The sequence below is a fragment of the Streptomyces sp. M41(2017) genome (genome assembly GCF_002078175.1).
In the GTDB taxonomy this organism is placed as follows: Bacteria; Actinomycetota; Actinomycetes; order Streptomycetales; family Streptomycetaceae; genus Streptomyces.
This window is the reverse complement of the sequence record NZ_MWFK01000001.1, coordinates 5060283-5080789: the sequence shown is the minus strand read 5'-3', so window position 1 is coordinate 5080789 and position 20507 is coordinate 5060283. Positions and strand designations below refer to the sequence as shown.

At 72.6% G+C, this 20507-nt stretch carries 17 protein-coding genes; 5 read left to right on the top strand and 12 right to left on the bottom strand.

From position 1 onward, the window contains the following. The first annotated feature begins 145 nt into the window (after positions 1-145). The 3 genes from B0675_RS22155 to B0675_RS22145 all read left to right on the top strand — a co-directional run bounded on the left by B0675_RS22155 (position 146) and on the right by B0675_RS22145 (position 2226). Positions 146-694: a sigma-70 family RNA polymerase sigma factor gene (locus B0675_RS22155; RefSeq protein ID WP_081220550.1), complete on the top strand. Its 549-nt coding sequence runs from the start codon at positions 146-148 to the stop codon at positions 692-694. Positions 695-829: 135 nt separating this feature from the next. Continuing rightward, positions 830-1345, top strand: a complete 516-nt coding sequence (locus B0675_RS22150) for a hypothetical protein (protein WP_081220549.1) — start codon at positions 830-832, stop codon at positions 1343-1345. A gap of 200 nt (positions 1346-1545) precedes the next feature. Then, positions 1546-2226, top strand: coding sequence for a zf-HC2 domain-containing protein (locus B0675_RS22145; protein ID WP_081220548.1), 681 nt, complete (start codon positions 1546-1548; stop codon positions 2224-2226). Between the two features lie 19 nt (positions 2227-2245). Here the strand turns inward: B0675_RS22145 and B0675_RS22140 are convergent, their stop codons facing one another. The 3 genes from B0675_RS22140 to B0675_RS41420 form a co-directional block, all read right to left on the bottom strand. Next, positions 2246-3106: a DNA-formamidopyrimidine glycosylase family protein gene (locus B0675_RS22140; protein WP_081220547.1), complete on the bottom strand. Its 861-nt coding sequence runs from the start codon at positions 3104-3106 to the stop codon at positions 2246-2248. 72 nt (positions 3107-3178) lie between these two features. Beyond that, positions 3179-5254, bottom strand: coding sequence for a SpoIIE family protein phosphatase (locus tag B0675_RS22135; RefSeq protein ID WP_081220546.1), 2076 nt, complete (start codon positions 5252-5254; stop codon positions 3179-3181). A 102-nt stretch (positions 5255-5356) separates the two neighbouring features. Further along, complete coding sequence (locus B0675_RS41420) at positions 5357-6697, bottom strand: DUF6777 domain-containing protein (RefSeq protein ID WP_081221941.1); 1341 nt, start codon at positions 6695-6697, stop codon at positions 5357-5359. Between the two features lie 117 nt (positions 6698-6814). Between B0675_RS41420 and B0675_RS22125 the strand changes: the two genes are divergently transcribed. Further along, positions 6815-8242 carry a lipase maturation factor family protein gene (locus B0675_RS22125; RefSeq protein WP_081220545.1) on the top strand — a complete coding sequence of 476 codons (1428 nt, stop codon included), beginning with the start codon at positions 6815-6817 and terminating at the stop codon, positions 8240-8242. A 28-nt stretch (positions 8243-8270) separates the two neighbouring features. Here B0675_RS22125 and B0675_RS22120 read toward each other — a convergent pair whose 3' ends face one another. The 8 genes from B0675_RS22120 to B0675_RS22085 all read right to left on the bottom strand — a co-directional run bounded on the left by B0675_RS22120 (position 8271) and on the right by B0675_RS22085 (position 16247). Further along, complete coding sequence (locus tag B0675_RS22120; RefSeq protein ID WP_081220544.1) at positions 8271-9110, bottom strand: amidohydrolase family protein; 840 nt, start codon at positions 9108-9110, stop codon at positions 8271-8273. Continuing rightward, on the bottom strand, positions 9107-9421 hold the full coding sequence (locus B0675_RS22115) for an L-rhamnose mutarotase (protein ID WP_081220543.1): 315 nt from the start codon (positions 9419-9421) through the stop codon (positions 9107-9109). The genes B0675_RS22120 and B0675_RS22115 overlap by 4 nt, the downstream gene beginning before the upstream one ends. Then, positions 9418-10404: an aldo/keto reductase gene (locus B0675_RS22110; RefSeq protein WP_081220542.1), complete on the bottom strand. Its 987-nt coding sequence runs from the start codon at positions 10402-10404 to the stop codon at positions 9418-9420. Before B0675_RS22110 ends, B0675_RS22115 begins: the two co-directional genes overlap by 4 nt. Beyond that, positions 10401-11174, bottom strand: a complete 774-nt coding sequence (locus B0675_RS22105) for an SDR family oxidoreductase (protein WP_081220541.1) — start codon at positions 11172-11174, stop codon at positions 10401-10403. The genes B0675_RS22110 and B0675_RS22105 overlap by 4 nt, the downstream gene beginning before the upstream one ends. Then, entirely contained in the window at positions 11171-12526 is a 1356-nt protein-coding gene (locus B0675_RS22100) for an L-fuconate dehydratase (RefSeq protein WP_081220540.1), read from the bottom strand. The genes B0675_RS22105 and B0675_RS22100 overlap by 4 nt, the downstream gene beginning before the upstream one ends. A gap of 73 nt (positions 12527-12599) precedes the next feature. Next, the gene (locus B0675_RS22095; protein ID WP_081220539.1) at positions 12600-13625 is read right to left on the bottom strand and encodes an ABC transporter permease; all 1026 of its coding nucleotides are present in this window, start codon (positions 13623-13625) and stop codon (positions 12600-12602) included. Beyond that, positions 13618-15174, bottom strand: coding sequence for a sugar ABC transporter ATP-binding protein (locus tag B0675_RS22090; RefSeq protein WP_081220538.1), 1557 nt, complete (start codon positions 15172-15174; stop codon positions 13618-13620). The genes B0675_RS22095 and B0675_RS22090 overlap by 8 nt, the downstream gene beginning before the upstream one ends. Then, the gene (locus tag B0675_RS22085) at positions 15171-16247 is read right to left on the bottom strand and encodes a sugar ABC transporter substrate-binding protein (protein ID WP_081220537.1); all 1077 of its coding nucleotides are present in this window, start codon (positions 16245-16247) and stop codon (positions 15171-15173) included. Before B0675_RS22085 ends, B0675_RS22090 begins: the two co-directional genes overlap by 4 nt. A gap of 194 nt (positions 16248-16441) precedes the next feature. Between B0675_RS22085 and B0675_RS22080 the strand changes: the two genes are divergently transcribed. Beyond that, positions 16442-17176: a FadR/GntR family transcriptional regulator gene (locus tag B0675_RS22080; RefSeq protein WP_081220536.1), complete on the top strand. Its 735-nt coding sequence runs from the start codon at positions 16442-16444 to the stop codon at positions 17174-17176. Positions 17177-17474: 298 nt separating this feature from the next. On the opposite strand, the gene B0675_RS22075 is transcribed toward B0675_RS22080, so the two are convergent. Beyond that, positions 17475-20498, bottom strand: a complete 3024-nt coding sequence (locus B0675_RS22075) for a glycoside hydrolase family 38 C-terminal domain-containing protein (protein WP_081220535.1) — start codon at positions 20496-20498, stop codon at positions 17475-17477. Between the last annotated feature and the right edge of the window lie 9 nt (positions 20499-20507).

Below are 20507 nucleotides of genomic sequence, written 5' to 3'. Positions count from 1 at the left end.
GAACGGCCGTGCGGGACCGCCGGAATCCCGGCTTCCACCTCGGCGGGACCGTTCGGCGCACCGTTCACCGACGGCATCGACCGCCCACCGCACGGGCGTGTCGGCGGCCTGTCCGCGCGGAGCGCATCGCGCTGCCATACACGCCATGACGGCCGGAACCACCACCATCACGAGCGGGACGACCGCCGAGCACGAGCTGGCCGCGCTGCAGCGCGAGCACGGCCGGCCCCTCTTCGCCCTGCTGCTGCGCCTGTCGGACGGCGACCGGCAGCGGGCCGAGGACCTGGTGCAGGAGACGCTCGTCCGCGCCTGGCAGCACCCAGAGGCGCTCCGGGCGGACGCCTTCGACTCCGTCCGCCCCTGGCTGCTCACCGTGGGGCGGCGGCTCGCCATCGACGCGCGGCGGGCCCGGCAGGCCCGCCCGCCGGAGGTCGGGGACGCCGTCCTCGACCACGCGCGCATCTGCGCGGATCACGCCGAACGGTCGGCGGCGGCCCTCGATGTGCGGGAGGCTGTGAAGACACTCACTCCCGAGCACCGTGAAGTCCTGGTGCTCGTGTACTTCCAGGGGGCGAGTGTGGCGGAGGCCGCGGAGGCCCTGGGCATTCCGCCCGGTACCGTGAAGTCCCGCGCGTACTACGCGCTGCGCGCCCTGCGCCGGGTACTCCCGGGATATGCGGCCGACCTGCGGTGAAACCGAAGGCTTGGTCAAGCCTCCGTAAAGCGCCTTGCCGACGACCATGGTTGAGCACTCAGCTTGCCTCATCCGTGTTCCGGACCGGGGCCCGGGATCGGGCGACGCGCACGCACCGGAGGAGGGCAGGAAGGGATGCTGCACAGAGGGCAAGAGAGCACGGACGGCACCGGGGGTGGCGAACTCACCGTTCCCATGGCCTGGTTGTACGCCGAGTACATCGCCGACGAACTGCTGCGGACCGGCGATCTGATGCCGCCGACATCCTTCGAGTTCCGCGCCGGGCGTGACGCCCTCGCGCTGACCATCTTCCTGTCCGACAGCAGCGGCGAACTCTCCGGGATCCGGGTCATCACGCAGCTGGAGACCTGGCTCTCCCTGACCGCCTACGACCAGCCCTGGCAGGAGTGGGTGCGCGAACGCATGGCGCTGCGCGCCGCCGAGGCCGCCGGGTCGGCCGCGCCCGACCCCGACCTGGAGCTGGCGTCGACGGCCTGGCGCTGGCTGGAGGAGACCGAGCTGCTCGCTCCGGACCTGGACGCGGTGCCCGGGGGCGGTCCCGTACCGGGCGAGGACGACGGACCCAAGGTGTGGACGCCCGCCTGGCGGCTGGGGCTTCCGCTCGGGCATCTCGCCATCCACCTCTTCTGAGAACGTCCCCCGCCACCGCCTCCTCCACCGCGCCGCGAGATTTCCTCGGACCCGCACCAATCCGCGGGCACCGGCGCTCCGAATGTCTGAACCGCGATTCCGGACGGGTCTTGAGTGATTCGGCGGTCTGGTGCGTACCCGTGGGCAACAGCAGCACCACTCACAGTCCGCACCATCGCCACGAGGATTCGGTATTCGGTATGAGGTCCCTGGAACGGCATGGCGACGTCGGCGCCTACGCACTCGGCGTGCTCGACGAGGCGGAAGCCTTCCGCTTCGAGGACCACCTCATGGAGTGCCCTCGGTGTACGGCGCACGTGAGCGAGTTTCGCCCCGCCACACGGCAGTTGATGCTGTACCGCCGCTCGACGCCGCGCACGGTGCACCCGTTCGCCGCCCCCGGGCCGCGGCTGCTCGACCGGCTCCTCGGCGAGGTGGCCGCGCGCAACCGGGCGGGGCGCAGGCGCCTGCTCTACGTCGTGGCGGCCTCCGTGGTCCTGGCGGCCGGCGGCCCCGCGATCGCGGTCGCCACCGCGCACGACACCCCCGCCAACCGGGTCGCGGCGGCGGCCCCCCAGGAGCACCGGGTCGCCGCCACCGACGCGGGCACCGGGGTCTGGGCCCAGGTGACGACCGCGGACCGGACCTGGGGCACCGACGTCGACGTCCGGGTCAAGGACCCGGGCGGTCCCCGCTCCTGCCAGCTCGTCGCCGTCGGCAAGGACGGCACGGAGGAGACCGTGACCAGCTGGATGGTCCCGCCCCACCACGGCGAGGCCACCCGGATGCGGGGCGGCGCGGCCCTGCGGAGCGCCGACATCGGCCGGTTCGAGGTGCGCACGGCGGACGGCAAGCACCTGGTGACCCTCGAAGCTCCCTGACCGGCGCCCGTCCGCTCCGCTACTTGAGCAGGCGGGACATGCGGCGGTCCGCCAGCGGCTTGCCACCGGTCTGGCAGGTCGGGCAGTACTGGAGGGCGGAGTCGCTGAAGGACACCTCCCGGATGGTGTCGCCGCACACCGGGCAGGCCTCCCCCGCTCTCCCGTGCACCCGCAGGCCGCTCTTCTTCTCGGACTTGAGCCGGCCGGCGGCCAGCCCGTGGGAGCGCTCCACCGCCTCGGCGAGGGTGACGCGCAGCGCCTCGTACAACCGGCTGGTCTCCTGCGGGGTCAGGGAGGAGGCGAGCTTGAACGGGGACATCTTCGCGGCGTGCAGGATCTCGTCGCTGTACGCGTTGCCCACACCCGCGATCAGGCTCTGGTCGCGCAGCGCGCCCTTGAGCTGACGCCGCTCCCCCCGGAGCAGGCCAGCGAAGCGCTCCTCGTCGAAGTCGTCGGCGAGCGGGTCGGGGCCGAGGCGGGCGACACCGGGGATCTGCTCCGGGTCCGCGACGACGTACACCGCGAGGCGCTTCTGGGTGCCGGCCTCGGTGAGGTCGAAGCCCTCGCCGGTCTCCAGCGCGACGCGCAGCGCGAGCGGCCCCTTGCCCGGCCTGGGCGGGCCGTCCGGCAGGGTGTCGCGCCAGTGCAGCCAGCCCGCGCGGGCCAGGTGGGTGACGAGATGCAGGCCGTCCGCGTCGATGTCGAGGAACTTGCCGAACCGGCGGACGGCGGTGACCTCGCGCCCTTCCAGGGCCGAGACGGGAGGGTCGTAGGTCTTCAGGACGCTGATGGCGACGGGCAGCACGCGCACGATCTCGCGGCCGACGAGACGGTCGGCCAGGAAGTCCTTGAGCGCGTCGACCTCGGGCAGTTCCGGCATACGTCCAGAGTGCCATCCGGCACCGACAGCGCTACCGAACACCTCCGGCCGGAACGCGCGGCTCCGGACGGTTCAGTCCCGTTCCCGGACGACGAACTCGCACCAGACGGCCTTGCCGCCGCCCCGGGCCTCCACGCCCCAGACGTCGGTGAGCCGGTCGACGAGGAGCAGTCCGCGGCCGGACACACCGTTCTCCCCGGCCTCGCGGCGCCGCGGCAGGGCGCTGGAGGAGTCCTCGACCTCGGCCCGCAGTCTGCGGTCGGATCCGGTCAGCACCCGCAGGGTGACGACGGCCGAGCCCTCGGTGTGCATGAGGGCGTTGGTGATGAGTTCGTCGGCGACCAGTTCGATCTCGTCGGCGAGCTCGCCGGCACCCCAGGCGCGGACCGCGGCCCGGATCATGTGCCGGGCCTCGACGAGCGCCTCGGGGTCGCCCGGTGCCACGTGCTGCTGGAGCCGCCCGCCGGAGCGCTGGTCGCTCAGGCCGCGACGGCGCAGGAGCAGCAGGGCGACGTCGTCGTCGCCGCCCCGGTCCTCCGCCATGTCGATGAGCCGGTCGGCGAGATCGTCGACGTCCGGCGGGCCGACACGGATCACCTCCCTGAGCGTGTGCATGCCGTCGTCGAGGTCGGCGCCCGGTACTTCGACGAGTCCGTCGGTGCAGAGCAGCAGGGTCTGGCCGGGGTCGAGTTCGATGGTGGCGACCGGGTATTCGAGGCGCCCGAACTCGGCGGACAGGCCGAGCGGCAGGCCGCCCTCCACCGGCAGCCGCCTGCACGTTCCGTCGGTGTGCCGGACCAGCGGATCGATGTGACCGGCCCGGACGAGCTGGGCCACTCCGGTGGACAGGTCGACCTCGGCGTACAGGCACGTCGCGAAGCGGTCGGTGTCGAGTTCGTCGAGGAAGACCGAGGCCCGGGCCATCACGGTGGCCGGGGTGTGGCCCTCCGCGGCGTACGCGCGCAGCACGATGCGCAGTTGGCCCATGACGGCCGCTGCGTGCGTGTCGTGTCCCTGGACGTCGCCGATGACGGCGCCGACGCGGCCGCCGGGCAGCGGGATGAGGTCGTACCAGTCGCCGCCGATGTCGCGGCCGAGCGATGCGGAGCGGTAGCGGACGGCGATGTCGGCGCCCGGCACGCTGGGGATGGAGCGCGGCAGCATGGCCTGCTGGAGGCCCTGGGCGAGGTCCTTCTCCTGCTCGAAGAACATGGCCCGCTGGAGGCTCTGGGCGATGCTGCTGCCGAGGGCGACGAGGACGTTGCGCTCGTCCTCCGAGAAGCCGCGCCGGTCGTTGTAGAGCAGGCCGATCGCGCCGATGGGGCGGGCCTGCACGATGAGCGGCAGATAGGCGGCCGAGGTGATGTTCAGGCCGGTGATGTTGGGCCACAGCAGCGGGTAGGAGGCGGCGAACTCCTCGGGCGACTCGATGAAGTGCGGCGCGAGGTTCCGGACGACCTCGTTCATCGGGTACTGCGCGTCCAGGCGGGTGACCCGGGTGCCGGGGACGTAGCTGTCCACGGGACCGGTGGCGACCATGCGGATGCGGCCCGCCTCGACGAGGCCCATGACCAGGCTGGTCGCGCCCAGGTGGGTGAGGCCGTGGGTGTCCTCCAGGACGTCGATGACGTCCTGGACGGTGACGGCGTGGGCCAGCGCCGCCGTGGTGAGCTGGACGACGTTCGTCTGGTGGCGCCGGGCCTCCTCCTGGGCGGCCTGCTCACGGCGTGCCGCGGCCTCGCTGAGCTCGTCGGTCGCGTCGCGGACGATGCCGACGATCCGGCGCGGCCGGCCGTTGTCGTCGCGGCGGATGTAGCCCTGGGTGTGCGTCCACCGCAGGGCGCCGTCGCGGCGGCGGATGCGGAAGTAGGCGCCGTAGTTCTCGCTGCCGTCCTTGAGCGCGTGGGACACCATCGTGTCCAGGCGTGCCGACTCGGCCGGCGGGACACGCACGGCGAGGGTTGCGGGCAGCCCGTCGTACTCGTCCGGGCGCACGTCGAAGACCTCGTGGGCCTGGGCGTCCATGTGCATCAGACCGGTGTCCAGGTCCCAGTCGAAGCTGCCCATGCGATTGAGCGCCAGGATCGGATCCGGGTGGGCGGGCCAGTCGTCCGGGAGTGACAGGGCGCTCGCTCCCCGATCAACCATGGGGCCACCTTGCCAGCATTTGCCCGATTATTCGACTTCTGGGGCCCGTGCTCCGGCTTCCGGGGGAGCCCTTGGCCGGGCTCCCCCTCACCGAGCGTTCGCTCAGCCGTCGAACACTCCGGTGGAGACGCCGAAGACGCTCTCGCCGGGATCCGGGTCGTCCGGGACCAGCCCGCCGCCGCCGGGGGCGTCGGGGAGGCCCGGGGCAGTGCCCTCGGGGGGTGTGCCCGGCGGCCCGGTGGGGGGTGCCGAGGGCGTCCGGGTGGCCGGATGGCCGGGCGTGGCCGTCCCGCGGGGCCGCGGGACCTCCCCGTCGGAGTGGGAGGGGGCCGGGGTCGTGCCGGGCCGCGTCGGAGGAGGCGCGCCGCGGGTGGCCGTGGCGCAGTCGGCCGGCTCGCCCGACGCTGAGGGGCGGTCGTGGCGGGAGACGCCCATGACGCTCTCGTCGGTCGGCGCGACGGAGGGCCCGGTGCCGGATCCGGCGGACTCCGCCGGGGTGGTCCCGGCGGTCTCCGGCGGCTCGGTGCGTGGCGCGTCCGGCGTGACGCAGTCCCCGGCGGAGCCGTCCGGCGACGGGCTCACGCCGTCCTCGTCGCCGGGAGCGGTCCCGGAGGCGGAGCCGTGCGGGCTCGGGGAGGTGTCCGGGTGGCCGGGCGGGGTCGTCCCGCCGGGCCGCGGGACCGGGCGGTCGTGACGGTGGCCGTCCTGTCCGACGGGCCGCTCGATCCAGCTGTCCGCCGTGACGTCGATGATCGTGAGGCCGGTGATCACGGCGGGCGCCGGAGTCACGACGACGACCCGGGCGGGCCGGTACCCGCTCCAGGGCCGGCCGCGGGTGGCCGGGCCTGCGTCCGTCGCGAGGGGCCGGCCGAGCGGGTTGCCGCAGGCGCAGCGCACCCGGGGCACGCCCCGGTCGTCGACGAGGACGGCCGTACCGGCCTGGAGCACGGCCGGGAACCCGGTCGCCTGCCCGTCACGGAACCCGTGGTCGGTGACGCGGGTGTCCGCGCGCAGCACGACCGAGGTCAGTCCGCGCAGATAGCCGGGGACGGATTCGGGCGCGATGCCGGAGGACAGGGCGAAGGCGCGGGTCCTGGCCGGGTCGGCGGCGAGGGCCCCGACCTGTCGCTCCACGTCGCAGCTGCCGGTGTTCCGGGTCCCTCCGTAGAGGCCGGGTGTGGCGCCCGAGAAGGAGCGCAGGCCCTGGTCCCCGGTGGCCGTCGGTTGCGGCGTTCGGGTGACGGGCGGCGGGGTGGTGCCGGAGGTGGCGGTCGACTCGGTGAAGGGGTCCGGACCTCGGTCCGAGAGCGGCTGGAGGAGGACCTCGCCGTCGGCCGCTCCGCTCGCCGCCGTGTCCCGGTCGTGGCCGCCACCGCACGCAGCAAAGAGGAGAACCGCCGCAAGGGCGCCGCCGGTGACGAGGGGCCTGGTGGGTATGCGCACCACGTTCTCCCGTTCATCGCGGGCCAGTCGTGGATCATTCTCTGCGTCACCCTCTTGGCGCACGCAAGCGGAGTACGGTCACCCAGCGTCACAATGGACGGGAGAGGAGCGCTCGACGTGGAGTGGTTCGCGGCACCCGACTACTGGCTGAGCCGGCTGGTCCTCCAGCGGGGGCTGGCCGTCCTGTATCTCGTCGCGTTCCTCGGCGCGGCGCTGCAGTTCCGCGCGCTGATCGGGGAGCGCGGGATGCTGCCGGTGCCGCGTTTCCTGCGGCGGGTCCGCTTCCGGGACGCCCCGAGCGTGTTCCATCTGCGCTACTCGGACCGTTTCTTCGCCCTCTGGTCCTGGACGGGCTGCGCCGTGTCGGTGGCACTGATCGCGGGCGCCGACGCGTATCTGCCGCTGTGGGGCTCGATGCTGCTGTGGCTGCTCCCGTGGGCGATGTACCTGTCCGTCGTCAACGTGGGCCAGACCTGGTACGCGTTCGGCTGGGAGTCCCTGCTCCTGGAGGCGGGGTTCCTGGCGGTGTTCCTGGGCAACGACGAGGTGGCGCCGCCCGTCGTGGTCCTGTTCCTGCTGCGCTGGCTGCTGTTCCGCGTCGAGTTCGGGGCGGGCCTGATCAAGATGCGGGGCGACCCCTGCTGGCGCGACCTGACCTGTCTCGACCACCACCACGAGACCCAGCCGATGCCGGGGCCGCTGAGCTGGTTCTTCCACCACCTCCCGAAACCGCTGCACCGCGTCGAGGTGGCCGCGAACCACGTCACCCAACTCGTCGTGCCGGTGCTGCTGTTCACCCCGCAGCCGGTCGCGACCGCCGCGGCCTGCCTGATGATCCTGACCCAGCTGTGGCTGGTGCTGTCCGGCAACTTCTCCTGGCTGAACTGGACGACGATCGTGATCGCCGTGAGTGCCGTACGGATCCCCGGAGACGCGCCGCACACCGCGGCGCCCCCGCTCTGGTACGAGATCGTCGTCCTCGCGGTGTCCGCCGGGCTGCTGGCGCTCGGCGTCCGCCCGGTGCGCAACATGCTCTCGCGGCGGCAGGTCATGAACCGCTCCTTCGACCCGCTCCGGCTCGTCAACACCTACGGGGCGTTCGGCAGCGTCAGCCGGGTGCGCCACGAGGTGGTGGTCGAGGGCACCGCCGACGAGGTCCCGCACGAGGACACCGGCTGGCGGGAGTACGCGTTCCGGGGCAAGCCCGGTGATCCCCGGTACTGGCCGCGCCAGTTCGCTCCGTACCATCTGCGCCTCGACTGGCTGATGTGGTTCGCCGCGCTCTCCCCCGGCTACGCCGACGCGTGGTTCGGCGGGCTGGTGGAACGGCTGCTGGTGAACGACCGGGACACGCTGCGGCTGCTGCGCCGCTCGCCGTTCCCCGCGGACGCGCCGCCTCGCTTCGTCCGCGCCCGCCTCTTCCGCTACCGCTACACGACGTGGTCAGAACTGCGCGAGACGGGCGCCTGCTGGCACCGGACGTACGTACGCGACTTCCTCCCGCCGACCCGGCTAGAAGGCGGTGCAGCGCGGCGGGCGCCCTGAGCCGCCGCGGCCGGGCGGAGCCCGCGGGTCAGAGCCCGTACACGCGCGTGGCGGTCCCGGCGAACACCGCCTCCCGCTCGCCCGGGCCGAGCGTCGTCGTCAACTCCTGGGCGATCCCCATGACTTCGCCGTAGGTGGCGGCCAGCGTGCACACCGGCCAGTCCGAGCCGAACATGATCCGGTCGGGCCCGAAGACGGTGAGGACGGTGTCCGCGTACGGCCGCAGGGCGTCCGGGGTCCGCCGGGCCGGGTCGGCCTCGGTGACCAGCCCGGAGAGCTTGCAGACGGTGTTGGGCAGCGCGGCCAGCGCGCGGACGGCACTCGCCCAGGGTTCGAGGGCACCGGAGGCGACGGGGGGCTTGCCCAGGTGGTCGAGGACGAACGTGAGCCCGGGCCGGTCGGCCGCGGCCCGGACGCACGCGGGCAACTGGTGCGGCAGGACCACGAGGTCGTACACCAGTCCCGCATCGGCGACGGCTTCGAGTCCGCGCCGCACGTCCGGGCGCAGCAGCCATCCGGGGTCGCGCTCGCCCTGGACCTGGTGGCGGACGCCCTTGAGGCGGTGGCCGCCGGGCAGTTCCCGCAGCCGCGCCAGTTCGTCGGCGACGTCGGGGCAGGTCAGGTCGGTCCAGCCGACGACGCCGGCCACCAGGGGGTTCTCCCGCGTGAGGGCGAGCAGCTCCGGAGTCTCCTCGGCGACGGTGACCGTCTGCACGAGGACGGTACGGTCCACACCCGCCGCCGCGGCCTCGGGTTCGAGGTCCGGCATCCCGAAGTTCCGGCGCAGCGGCCGGAGTTCGGGTCCGGTGATCCAGTCCTGGTCCCGGACGGCGAGGTCCCACACGTGGTGGTGCGCGTCGACCGTCACGGCAGTTCCCAGACCACGGGCAGTCCCGCCTCGGCGCCCGCGCCGGAGTAGTCGTGCACGACGTCGAGGAGTTCGGCCATGCGGGCCTGCCAGGCGATGTTCACGGGGAGCTTGTCCAGTTCCGCGAGCATGCGCCCGTAGTCCTCGCACTCCAGGAGGTGGAAGAGGTCGGTGCCGCTGCGCCAGATGGTCCAGGCGGTGGCTCCGGCGGCCCGGATCGCCGCGGTGAGTTCGGCGGGCACCTGTCGGTGCGCCGCCTCGTAGGCTGCGACGCGCTCCGGGCGGACCTTGGTGTGCAGGGCGACTCTCATGACGGCTCCGGTACGGGGAGGGGGGCGGAGTCCGGCAGCAGGCCGCCGGCGCGCAGCTCCCGCCAGAAGGACGCCGGTACGGGGGTGGCGAACTGCGCCGCGCAGTCGCGGACTTCGGCTGCGGAGCGGGGGCCAACGAGGACGCTCGCGACGGCGGGGTGCGCCGCGGGCAGGGCGAGGGCCGCGGCCCGCAGCGTGGTCCCGTGGCGCTCGGCGATCTCCTTCAGGCGGAGCGCCCGGTCGAGCAACGCGGACGGTGCGGGGGCGTAGTCGTAGGTCGACCCGGGGCCCGGGTCGGCCAGCAGACCGGAGTTGAAGGCGCCGCCCACCACGACGGAGGTGCCGCGCCGGCGGGCGGCGGGCAGCAGGGCGGTGAGGGCGTCGTGGTCGAGGAGGGTGTAGCGGCCGGCGCAGAGGACCACGTCGACGTCCGTGTCCTGGACGAAGCGTGTGAGCATCGCGGTCTGGTTCATACCCGCGCCGATCGCGCCGACGACGCCCTGTGCGCGGAGCCTCTCCAGCGCCGGGTACGCCTCGTGGAAGGCCTGCTCGGCGTGGTCGTCGGGGTCGTGCAGGTAGACGACGTCCACCCGGTCGAGGCCGAGCCGTTCGAGGCTGGCGTCCAGGCTCCGGCGCACCCCGTCGGCGCTGAAGTCCCAGACACGGCGGTGGGTGGCCGGCACCGCGAAGCCGTGGGCGAGGTCGTCGCCGCCCGCGTCCGCGGGTTCCAGCAGGCGGCCGACCTTGGTCGAGAGGGTGTACGCGGCGCGGGGCCGGTCGCGCAGGGCGGCGCCGAGCCGCCGCTCGGAGAGGCCGATGCCGTAGTGCGGGGCGGTGTCGAAGGTGCGGATGCCGCAGGTCCAGGCGACGTCGACGGCCGCGCGGGCCTGCTCGTCGGTCACCTTCGTGTACAGGTTGCCGATGCCGGCGGCGCCGAAGGAGAGGGCGCCGACGGGGACCCCGCTCGCGCCGAGGGTGTTCACCGGCCCGCCGGGCGCAGTCGCAGGCCCTGCATGCCGCCGTCGACGGCGAGCGCGGTGCCGGTGGTGGCGCCGGACAGGGGGCTCGCCAGGTAGGCGATGGCCCCGGCGACCTCGGGCGCGGACACCAGCCGGCCGGTGGGCTGGCGGGCCTCCAGGGCGGCGCGTTCGGCGGCCGGGTCGGGGGCGGCGTCGAGGAGCCGGCCGACCCACGGGGTGTCGACCGTGCCGGGGTTGACGCAGTTCACGCGGATGCCCTGGCGGACGTGGTCGGCGGCCATCGCGAGGGTGAGGGCGAGGACGGCGCCCTTGGAGGCCGAGTACAGGGCGCGCTGGGGCAGTCCGGCGGTGGCCGCGATGGAGCAGGTGTTCACGATCGCCGCGTGCGAGGAGGCCCGCAGGTGGGGCAGCGCCGCTCGGGTGGTCCGCACGATGCCGAGGACGTTGACGTCCAGCACGCGGCTCCATTCCTCGTCGTCGTTGTCCTCGACGGTGCCGCGGGCGCCGATGCCCGCGTTGTTGACGAGCACGTCGAGGCCGCCCAGTCCGGCGACCGCGGCGGCCGTCGCCGCCCGCACCGAGGCGTCGTCGGTGACGTCGGCGCGGTGGCCGGTGAGCGGCTTGCCGACCGACGACGGGTCGAGGTCGAGGACGGCGACGCGGGCACCGCGGGCGGCGAGGAGGTCGGCGGTGGCCCGGCCGATGCCGGAGGCGCCGCCCGTCACCAGCGCCGTGAGCCCGTCGAAGTCACGGAGGTCCTGAGGGTCCGTCATGCTGCCTTCCCTTTGCGTTCGTCGGCGTCCCGCCGGGCGAGGTCGGCGGTCCAGAAGGAGCCGTCCGGATAGGTGAACTCCGCGATGGACTCGGGGCGCATCGTGGCGGAGAAGCCCGGAGCGGTGGGTGCCGTGTAGCGGCCGTCGCGGATCACCACCGGTTCGGTGAAGTGGTCGTGCAGGTGGTCGACGTACTCGATGACCCGGTCGTCGGTGGTGCCGGCCAGGGCGACGAAGTCGAACATCGAGAGGTGCTGGACGAGTTCGCACAGTCCGACGCCTCCCGCGTGCGGGCAGACGGGAATGCCGAACTTGGCCGCGAGGAGCAGGATGGCGAGGTTCTCGTTGACCCCGCCGACCCGGGCCGCGTCGATCTGCAGGACATCGACGGAACCCGCCTGGAGGAGCTGCTTGAACACGATGCGGTTCTGGACGTGTTCACCGGTGGCGACCTTGACGGGGGCGACGGCCGAGCGGACGGCGGCGTGGCCGAGGATGTCGTCCGGGCTCGTCGGCTCCTCGATCCAGTACGGCTCGAACTCGGCGAGGGCCCGTGTCCAGTCGATCGCCTCGTCGACGTTCCAGCGCTGGTTGGCGTCGATCGCGATGCGGATGTCCGGGCCCACCACGGCGCGGGCGACCCGGCAGCGGCGTACGTCGTCCGCCAGGTCCGCCCCCACCTTCAGTTTGATCTGACGGAATCCCCCGGCGACCGCCTCCGCGGCGAGCCGGGTGAGCTTCTCGTCGCTGTAGCCGAGCCAGCCCGGTGAGGTGGTGTAGGCCGGGAAGCCCTCGGCGCGCAGGGTGGCGGTGCGCTCCGTCGCCCCTTCCCTCCCCCGGCGCAGCAGGTGGAGCGCCTCGTCCGGGGTCAGCGCGTCCGTGATGTAGCGGAAGTCGACCTGGCCGACGAGCCAGGCGGGGTCGGCCTCCGCGAGAAGCTGCCACAGGGGTTTGCGGGCGCGCTTGGCCGCCAGGTCCCACACGGCGTTGACCACGGCGCCGATCGCCATGTGCATCACGCCCTTCTCCGGTCCGAGCCAGCGCAGTTGGCTGTCGCCGACCAGGTCCCGGGAGAGGGAGCCCGGGTCGTCGCACAGCTCGTCCACCGGCCGGCCGAGGACATGACCACGCAGCGCGTCGATCGCGGCGACCTGGACATCATTGCCCCGCCCGATGGTGAAGGTGAAGCCGTGCCCCTCGGCCCCGTCCGGCGCGTCGCTGCGCAGGACGACGTACGCCGCCGAGTAGTCGGGGTCCGGGTTCATCGCGTCCGAGCCGTCGAGCTCGCGCGAGGTGGGGAAACGGACGTCGTAGGTGTCGACCGCGGTGATGCGGGCGGGGGTCGGGGACACGGAAGGCCTTTCGGTCGGTGACAGGGGGTCCTCGGTGGGGCGTCCGCCGGTCCGGGCCCCGGTGCTCGGTCGCTCAGTCCTGCGCGCGGCCCGTGGTCACCCGGGCGATCATGAGGGCGACGAGGATGATCCCGCCGTAGATGGCCTGGATCCAGAAGGACGGCACCTGGGCGAGCGTGAGCAGGTTCTGCACCACGCCGAGGAGGAGGACACCGGTGAGGGCGCCGAACATGGTGCCCTTGCCGCCGTCGAGGCTGATCCCGCCGATGACCGCGGCGGCGAACACCGTGAAGATCATGTTGTTGCCCTGGTTGGCGCTGATCGCGCCGACGTAGCCGGTCTGCATGACGCCGCCGACCGACGCGAGCACGCCCGCGACCACGAACACCCCGAGCATCACCCGCTCGACCCGGATGCCGGCGGCGCGGGCCGCGTCGGCGTTGCCGCCGATGGCGTACAACGCGCGTCCGACGCGGTGGTACTTGAGGACCAGACCGGCGACCGCGAAGGCGACGGCGGCCAGCCACACCGACAGCGGGACCCGCAGGAACGTCGTGGTGGCGAGGGAGAAGAACGCGTCGGGCATGCCGAACAGGGTCTTGCCCTTGGTCGCTCCGACCAGAAGGCCCCGCAGGACGATCAGCATGGCGAGCGTGACGATGAAGGCGTTCAGCTTGAACTTCACGACGAGGACGCCGTTGAAGGCTCCGATGGCGGCGCCCACGACGAGGATCGCGAGGAGGGCGAGCGCCGCCGGGAACTCCGTGCCCCAGCCGGACCGGGCGGCGGGCAGGACGAGCAGCGCGCCGACAGCGGGCGCGATGCCGACGACGGACTCCAGCGACAGGTCGAACTTGCCGGTGATGAGGACGAGGGACTCGGCGAGCACGACCATCGCGAGGGCGGCGGAGGCTCCGAGGATGGAGATGATGTTGCGTTCGGTGAGGAAGGAGTCGTTGACGAACGCGCCGAGCACGACCAGGAGCAACAGGGCCGGCACGAGGGCGAGTTCGCGGGCCCTGCGCAGGAGGACGGCCTTGGCGGCGCGTGGGTCGGGGGTGCGGGCGGGGGTGAGCGCCGGGGTCTTCGTCTCAGTCATCCCGGCCTCCCCCGCCGCTCCCGGGGGCCTGGGGGGTGTCCCCCGCGGCGGTGCCGTTGCCATGGTCCACTCCTTCGATGGAGGCGATCAGCTCGTGGTCGCGCCAGCCCGCCGGATGCTCGGCGACGACACGGCCGTGGAAGAGGACGAGGACGCGGTCGCAGCGGCGCAGGTCGTCGAGTTCGTCGGAGACGACCAGCACGGCGGTGCCGTCCTCACGGGCGCTGTCCATCCGGGACAGCAGGGACTCCTTGGACTTCACGTCGACGCCCGCGGTCGGGTTGATCAGGACGAGCAGGCGCGGGTCCGAGGCGAGCGCGCGGGCCATGACGACCTTCTGCGCGTTGCCGCCCGAGAGGTCGGAGACCGGCTGCTCGGGCCCCTCGGTGTGGATGCCGAGGCGTTCGATGAGCCCGGCGGCGAAACCGCGTCTGCGGCCGGTGCCGATGAACCCGCGACGGCCCAGCCGGTCCAGGACGCTCAGGGTGACGTTGTCACCGACGCTCATCCCGGGCACCAGGCCCTGCTCGTGCCGGTCCCGCGGAACGCAGCCGACGCCGGCCTTCAGCGCGGCGGCCACGTCACCGAACGGGAGCCGCTCGCCGTCCAGCCGGGCGCTGCCGCCGGTGGGGGTGTGCAGTCCCGCGAAGGACTCGGCGAGCTCGGTCTTGCCGCTGCCGCTGGAGCCGGCGAGCCCGACGACCTCACCCCGGCGGACGGTCAGGTCGATCCGCTCGTACGCCGGGGAGGTGAGTCCCGTGCTGTCCAGGACCACGGGTGCGTCCCCGTCCGACTCCCGCGCTTCGACGGCCGGTTCGGCGATCGACTCCCCCGCCATGGCCTCGATCAGGGCGGGGCGCGGGAGGTCGGCGACCGGCGCGGTGGTGATCCAGCGGGCGTCCCGCAGGACCGTGACCGTCTGGCAGACCTCGTACACCTCCTGGAGGTGGTGCGAAATGAACAGGAAGGTGACGCCGGATTCCTGGAGCCCCCGCATCCGGGTGAAGAGCCGCTCTATCTCCCGGCTGTCGAGCTGAGCGGTGGGTTCGTCCAGCACGATGAACCGGGCGCCGAAGGAGAGCGCCCGCGCGATCTCGACCATCTGCCGGTCCTCGACCTTGAGGTCCGCGGTGCGTGCGTCCGGGTCGACGCGCACGTCCCAGGTCTCCAGCAGCCGCGCCGCCTCGGACCGGAGCCGGCGCCAGCTGATGAAGCCACCCCGGCCCGCCGGCTGCCGGTTGATGAAGAGGTTCTCGGCGACCGTCAACTCCGGTACGACGGTGGGTTTCTGGTAGACGCAGGCGACCTTGCGCCGCCAGGCGTCACGGTCGGCGAGCGCGGGTGCGGGCCGGCCGTCGAAGCTGATCGTCCCCTCGTCGGGTGCCTGAAGGCCGGTGAGCAGGGTGACGAGGGTGGACTTGCCGGCGCCGTTGCGGCCGACCAGGGCATGGGACTCGCCGGGGAACACGGCGAGTCGACCGTCTCGGAGAGCGACGGTGGGGCCGTACCGCTTGGTGATCCCCCGCGCCTCGACCAGTGGAGTGCTCATTTGACCGTGTTGCCCCAGAGCCCCGGATCGTCCACGTTCTCCTTGGTGACGAGCGGCGCGGGCAGCTGGTCCTCCAGGATGCCGCCGGGCAGCTTCACGATCTCGGAGTCGTGGTCGGTCGGACCGGGCTTGAACGTCTTCCCCTGCATCGCGGCCTTGATGTAGTACATGCCGTACTTGGCGTAGGCGTCGGCCGGCTGGGAGACGGTGGCGTCGATCTCACCCTTGCGGATGGCGTCGAACTCCTGCGGGATGCCGTCGTTCGAGACGATGGTGATGTGCCCGGCGGCGCCCGCCTTCTTCAGCATGCCCTTGGACTTGAGGGTCTGCAGGGTGGGCGCGAGGTAGACACCGCCCGCCTGCATGTAGATGCCCTTGATGTCGGGGTTGGCGTTCAGCAGCGTGTCGAGCTTGGAGGCCGCGGTGTCCGACTCCCACTTGGCGGGGATCTCCAGGACCTTCAGCTTCGGGAAGTCCTTCCGGACGCAGGCACGGAACGCCTCGGAGCGGTCACGGCCGTTGACGGACGCGAGGTCGCCCATGATCTGCACGACCTTGCCGGAGCCGATCTGCTTGCCGAGGTACTGGCAGGCCTTCTCGCCGTACGCCACGTTGTCGGCCCGTACGACCATGGCGACCTTGCCCTTCTCGGGCGCCACGTCGACGGCGACCACGGGGACGCCCTTGCGCTCGGCCTGGTCCAGGCCCGCGGCGATCGCGGCGCTGTCGAGGGGCGCGACCACCAGACCCTTGATGCCCTGGTTGAGCTGGTTGTTGATGTCGGTGATCTGCTGCGAGGGGTCGCTGTTGGAGTTGACGGTCTTGAGCGCGTCCACTCCCTCCGACGTCGCCATCTTCGGCACGTAGTCGTTGTACGACTGCCAGAACGGTGACGTGAGCAGGGGCAGGATCACCCCCACCTTGCCGCCTCCGTCGCCCTTCCCGCCGCCCGAGGCGACGTCGTCCTTCGTGCTGCCGCACGCCGCGAGAGCGAGGGTCGCGCAGGCGGCCACCGCCGCCGCGCACACCGTCCGCGACGGGATTCGCCTGTTCCGCACAGTTCTGCCGGCCATCTGACGGCTCCTCATTGAGCGTGATCGAGCAGGACGGGTGGCCGGAGGTCCCTCTACCGACCGGGACGAATATTTATCAGACCACTTCGAGCCTCCGACACCCTCTGGAGCCAACTATTCACAGTTTCCGGCCATGGTGGTCCGACCACTTCGCTCGTTAGACTGCGGCGCACCCGGCAACAGGAGGAAGTGGCGTGGACGAGAGCCAGCCCGGCGGGGCGGACCCCGGCAAGGACCCCGCCCCGCCGAAGGGCACCGTGACGCAGCGCGCCATCGAGCAGATCAAGGCGTTGATCCGGGAGGGCCGACTGGAGCCGGGGCAGCGGCTGCCGACCGAACGGGACCTGGCGTCCCAGCTGGGCATCTCCCGCAGTTCGATGCGCGAGGCGATCCGGGCGCTGACGGTCCTCGGCGTACTGGAGGCCCGGCACGGATCGGGCATCTACGTCACGCAGTTGGAGGCGGGAGACCTGCTGGAGACGTTCGGCGTGGTGGCCGATCTCTCCCGCGGTCACCAGCTCGTCGAACTGCTGGAACTGCGCCGCATCCTGGAGTCGACGGCCACGGCGATGGCCGCCGCGCGGATCACCCCGGACCAACTCGCCGAGGTCGGGAAACAGCTGACGGCGATGAACGCGACGGACGATCCGGAGCAGATCCTCGCCCACGATCTCGCCTTCCACCGCGAGATCGTCGCCGCCGCGGGCAACGAGACGATGACCGCCATCCTGGACGGGCTCTCCTCCCGCACGTTCCGCGCCCGTGTCTGGCGCGGCTACCAGGAGGAGGGCGCCTTCGACCGCACCCGGCGCGAGCACGCGGCGATCCTGCGCGCGCTGACGGCACGCGATCCCGACGCGGCACGGGCGGCGGCCGCCGCACACGTCGGCGAGGTGGAGCAGTGGCTCCGGTCGCAGCTCGCTCCGTAGCTCCGGCCCACCACGAATGACGTTCCGTGGGTCCCGCCGGTTCGGTGGGTTCCGCCGGTTCCACCCGCAGCGGACACCGCGTGAAGCCGCCGGCACGTGAGGGTGCCGGCCCTGCGGGCCCGACCACCGTCCGACGGGTCGTGCCGCGAGGAACACGACCGCGCGCCCCACCGGCAGGACCGGATCGCCGGGCGCCCGTCCCGGGTGCCTGCGGAGCCGCCCGGCGAGCCTCCGCACGGGCCGGGGCGGCGGGCCGCGCGGACCGGCCCCGGGTGGGGCCGGTCCGCGGCGTCGGGTCTCAGGCCCGCTTCAGCCGGAGCGTCACCAGCTCGAACGGCCGCAGGGACACCCGCAGACGTGTCCCGTCCCGCTCGGGTTCCGTCGCGTCGGCGAGCGGCCGCTCCAGCAGGTCCGTGACCGTGACGTCGTCGAACGCGAAGCCCACGGTGAGGGTGGCCCGCGACCGGCCACCCCGCGACTCGTGGAACCGCACGATCACGTCACCGCTCTCGTCGTCGGCCAGCTTGACCGCCGTCACCACGACCGCGTCCTGTCCGACACCGACCAGCGGCAGGACCTCCTGGGAGCCGGAGCCCGCCAGCCGCCGCTCCGGCAGGTTGATCCGCCAGCCCTCGCGCACCGCGTCACCGATCGCCGCGCCCGGGACGAGGGCGTGCCGGAACCGGTGGATGCCCTGGTCGGTCTCCGGGTCGGGGAAGCGCGGGGCGCGCAGCAGCGAGAGCCGGACGGTGGTCGTCGTACCCGAGTCGCTGTCCCGGACGGCGCGGGTGACGTCGTGGCCGTACGTCGAGTCGTTGACCAGGGCGACGCCCCACCCCGGTTCCTCGATGTGCACGAAGCGGTGGTTGCAGGCCTCGAACTTGGCCGCCTCCCATGAGGTGTTGGTGTGGGTGGGCCGGTAGAAGTGCCCGAACTGGGTCTCCGACGCGTACCGTTCGGCGTGCACGTCGAGCGGGAAGGCGAGCTTGAGGAACTTCTCCGTCTCGTGCCAGTCGACCTCGGTGTCGATGTCCAGGCGCTGTTCACCCGGGGACAGCGAGAGCACCTGCGTGACCTTCGATGAGCCGAAGGAGCGGACGATCCGCACCGAGACGCCGTCCTCGCCCGGGGCGACCTCGTCGGCGTCCACCAGATCGGTGACCGTGTTCCGGTAGAACTCGTCGACGTCCCAGGCGTCCCACATGTTCGGGAAGTCGGGGTGGAGTTGCAGCAGGTTCGCCGCCCGCCCCGGTGCGACGGTCTCCCGGTCGGCGGACAGGTCGAACGCCGACACGACGAGTCCCTGCGCGTCGATCTCCACGCGCAGCACGCCGTTGTCCAGGACGTAGCCGCCGTCCACGCGCGGTGCCAGAGCCGTCTCGCCGAGCACCGCCGGTGTCCGCGCGCCACCGGCCGGGACCCCGTCGCGGGCGTGCGGCGCCGAGTTGAAGACCAGGGGCGCCGAGCCCTCGCCCGCCAGCGCCCGCTGGGCCGCGCCGATGACGGCCTCCAGCTCGGCCGCGACCCGCTCGTAGGTGCGGCGGGCCTCGCGGTGGACCCAGGCGATGGACGAGCCGGGCAGGATGTCGTGGAACTGGTGGAGCAGGACCGTCTTCCAGATGCGGTCCAACTCCTCGTACGGGTAGCTGAACCCGGTGCGGACGGCGGCGGTGGCGGCCCAGAGTTCGGCCTCGCGCAGGAGGTGTTCGCTGCGCCGGTTGCCCTGCTTGGTCTTCGCCTGGCTGGTGAGGGTGGCCCGGTGCAGTTCGAGGTACAGCTCGCCGACCCAGACGGGTGCGTCGGGGTACTCCGCCTCGGCCTTGCGGAAGAAGTCCTCGGGGGTCTCCCAGGTGACGGTCGCGGAGCCTTCCAGGTCGCGCAGGCGGCCCGCCTTGGCGATCATCTCGCGGGTGGTGCCCCCGCCGCCGTCGCCCCAGCCGGTCGGGGCGAGGGAGTGCCGGGCGGCGCCCTTGTCCTTGAAGTTGCTCGCCGCGTGGGCGATCTCCCGGCCGTTCATGGAGCAGTTGTAGGTGTCGACGGGCGGGAAGTGGGTGAAGATCCGGGTGCCGTCGATGCCCTCCCAGCGGAAGGTGTGGTGCGGGAACTTGTTGGTCTGCGACCAGGAGATCTTCTGCGTGAGCAGCCACTTGGACCCGGCCGCCTTGATGATCTGCGGCAGTCCGGCGGCGAAGCCGAAGGTGTCGGGCAGCCACGCCTCGTCGTTCTCGACGCCGAACTCGTCGAGGAAGAACCGCTTGCCGTGCACGAACTGACGGGCCATCGCCTCGGAGCCCGGCATGTTGGTGTCGGACTCGACCCACATGCCGCCCGCGGGCACGAACCGTCCGTCGGCGACGGCCTTCTTCACACGGGCCCACACCTCGGGCCGGTGCTCCTTCACCCAGGCCCACTGCTGGGCCTGCGACATGGCGAAGACGAAATCGGGTTCGTCCTCGATGAGCGCGGTCATGTTGGAGGTCGTGCGGGCCACCTTGCGCACGGTCTCGCGCAGCGGCCACAGCCACGCCGAGTCGATGTGCGCGTGTCCGACGGCACTGATCCGGTGGGCGGACGGCACGGCGGGGGCGGCCAGGACGTCCTGGAGCCGCGAACGGGCCTGTTCCGCGGTCCCGTTGACGTCTTGGAGGTCCACGGCGTCCAGGGCGCGCTCCACGGCGCGCAGGATGTCCCAGCGGCGCGGGGACTCCACGGGCAGCTCGGCCATCAGCTCCCCGAGGACCTCCAGGTCGATGACGAGGTTCCACACCTCCTCGTCGAGGACCGCGAGGTCCATGCGGGCGAGCGTGTACTGCGGCTCGTCGCCGGCCGTCTCCTTGTCGCCGAGCCGGGTGGGCCGGAAGGGGTGGTAGTCGAGGATGACCGGGTTGGAGGCCGCCTCGATGCGCAGGTCGACGTGCTCGCCGCCCCCGGCCGGGGCGGCGACCCGCACCCACTGGTTGCGCGGGTTGAGGCCCTTCACGGGGCTGCCGTCGGGCCGGTACACGAGCCCCTCGCACTGGAAGCCGGGCATGTTCTCGTCGAACCCGAGGTCGAGGAGGGCCTCGACGGTCCGGCCGGCCCACGCCTCGGGCACGGTCCCGGTGACCCGGAACCAGCTGGTGCCCCACGGAGCACCCCAGCGCGCGCCGACCTCGATCGGTTCCGTCGGGGCGGCGAGGCCCTCCTCGACGGGCACGGGTTCACCGGGCGCGTTCCAGACCGCCACCTCCAGCGGAACGGACTCGGGGTACACGGCCGGACGGATGCGTTCGTCCAGGACGCGCTTGAGGCGGGACTCGACCAGGGTGCGGTCGTCATGCATGTGAGTGCT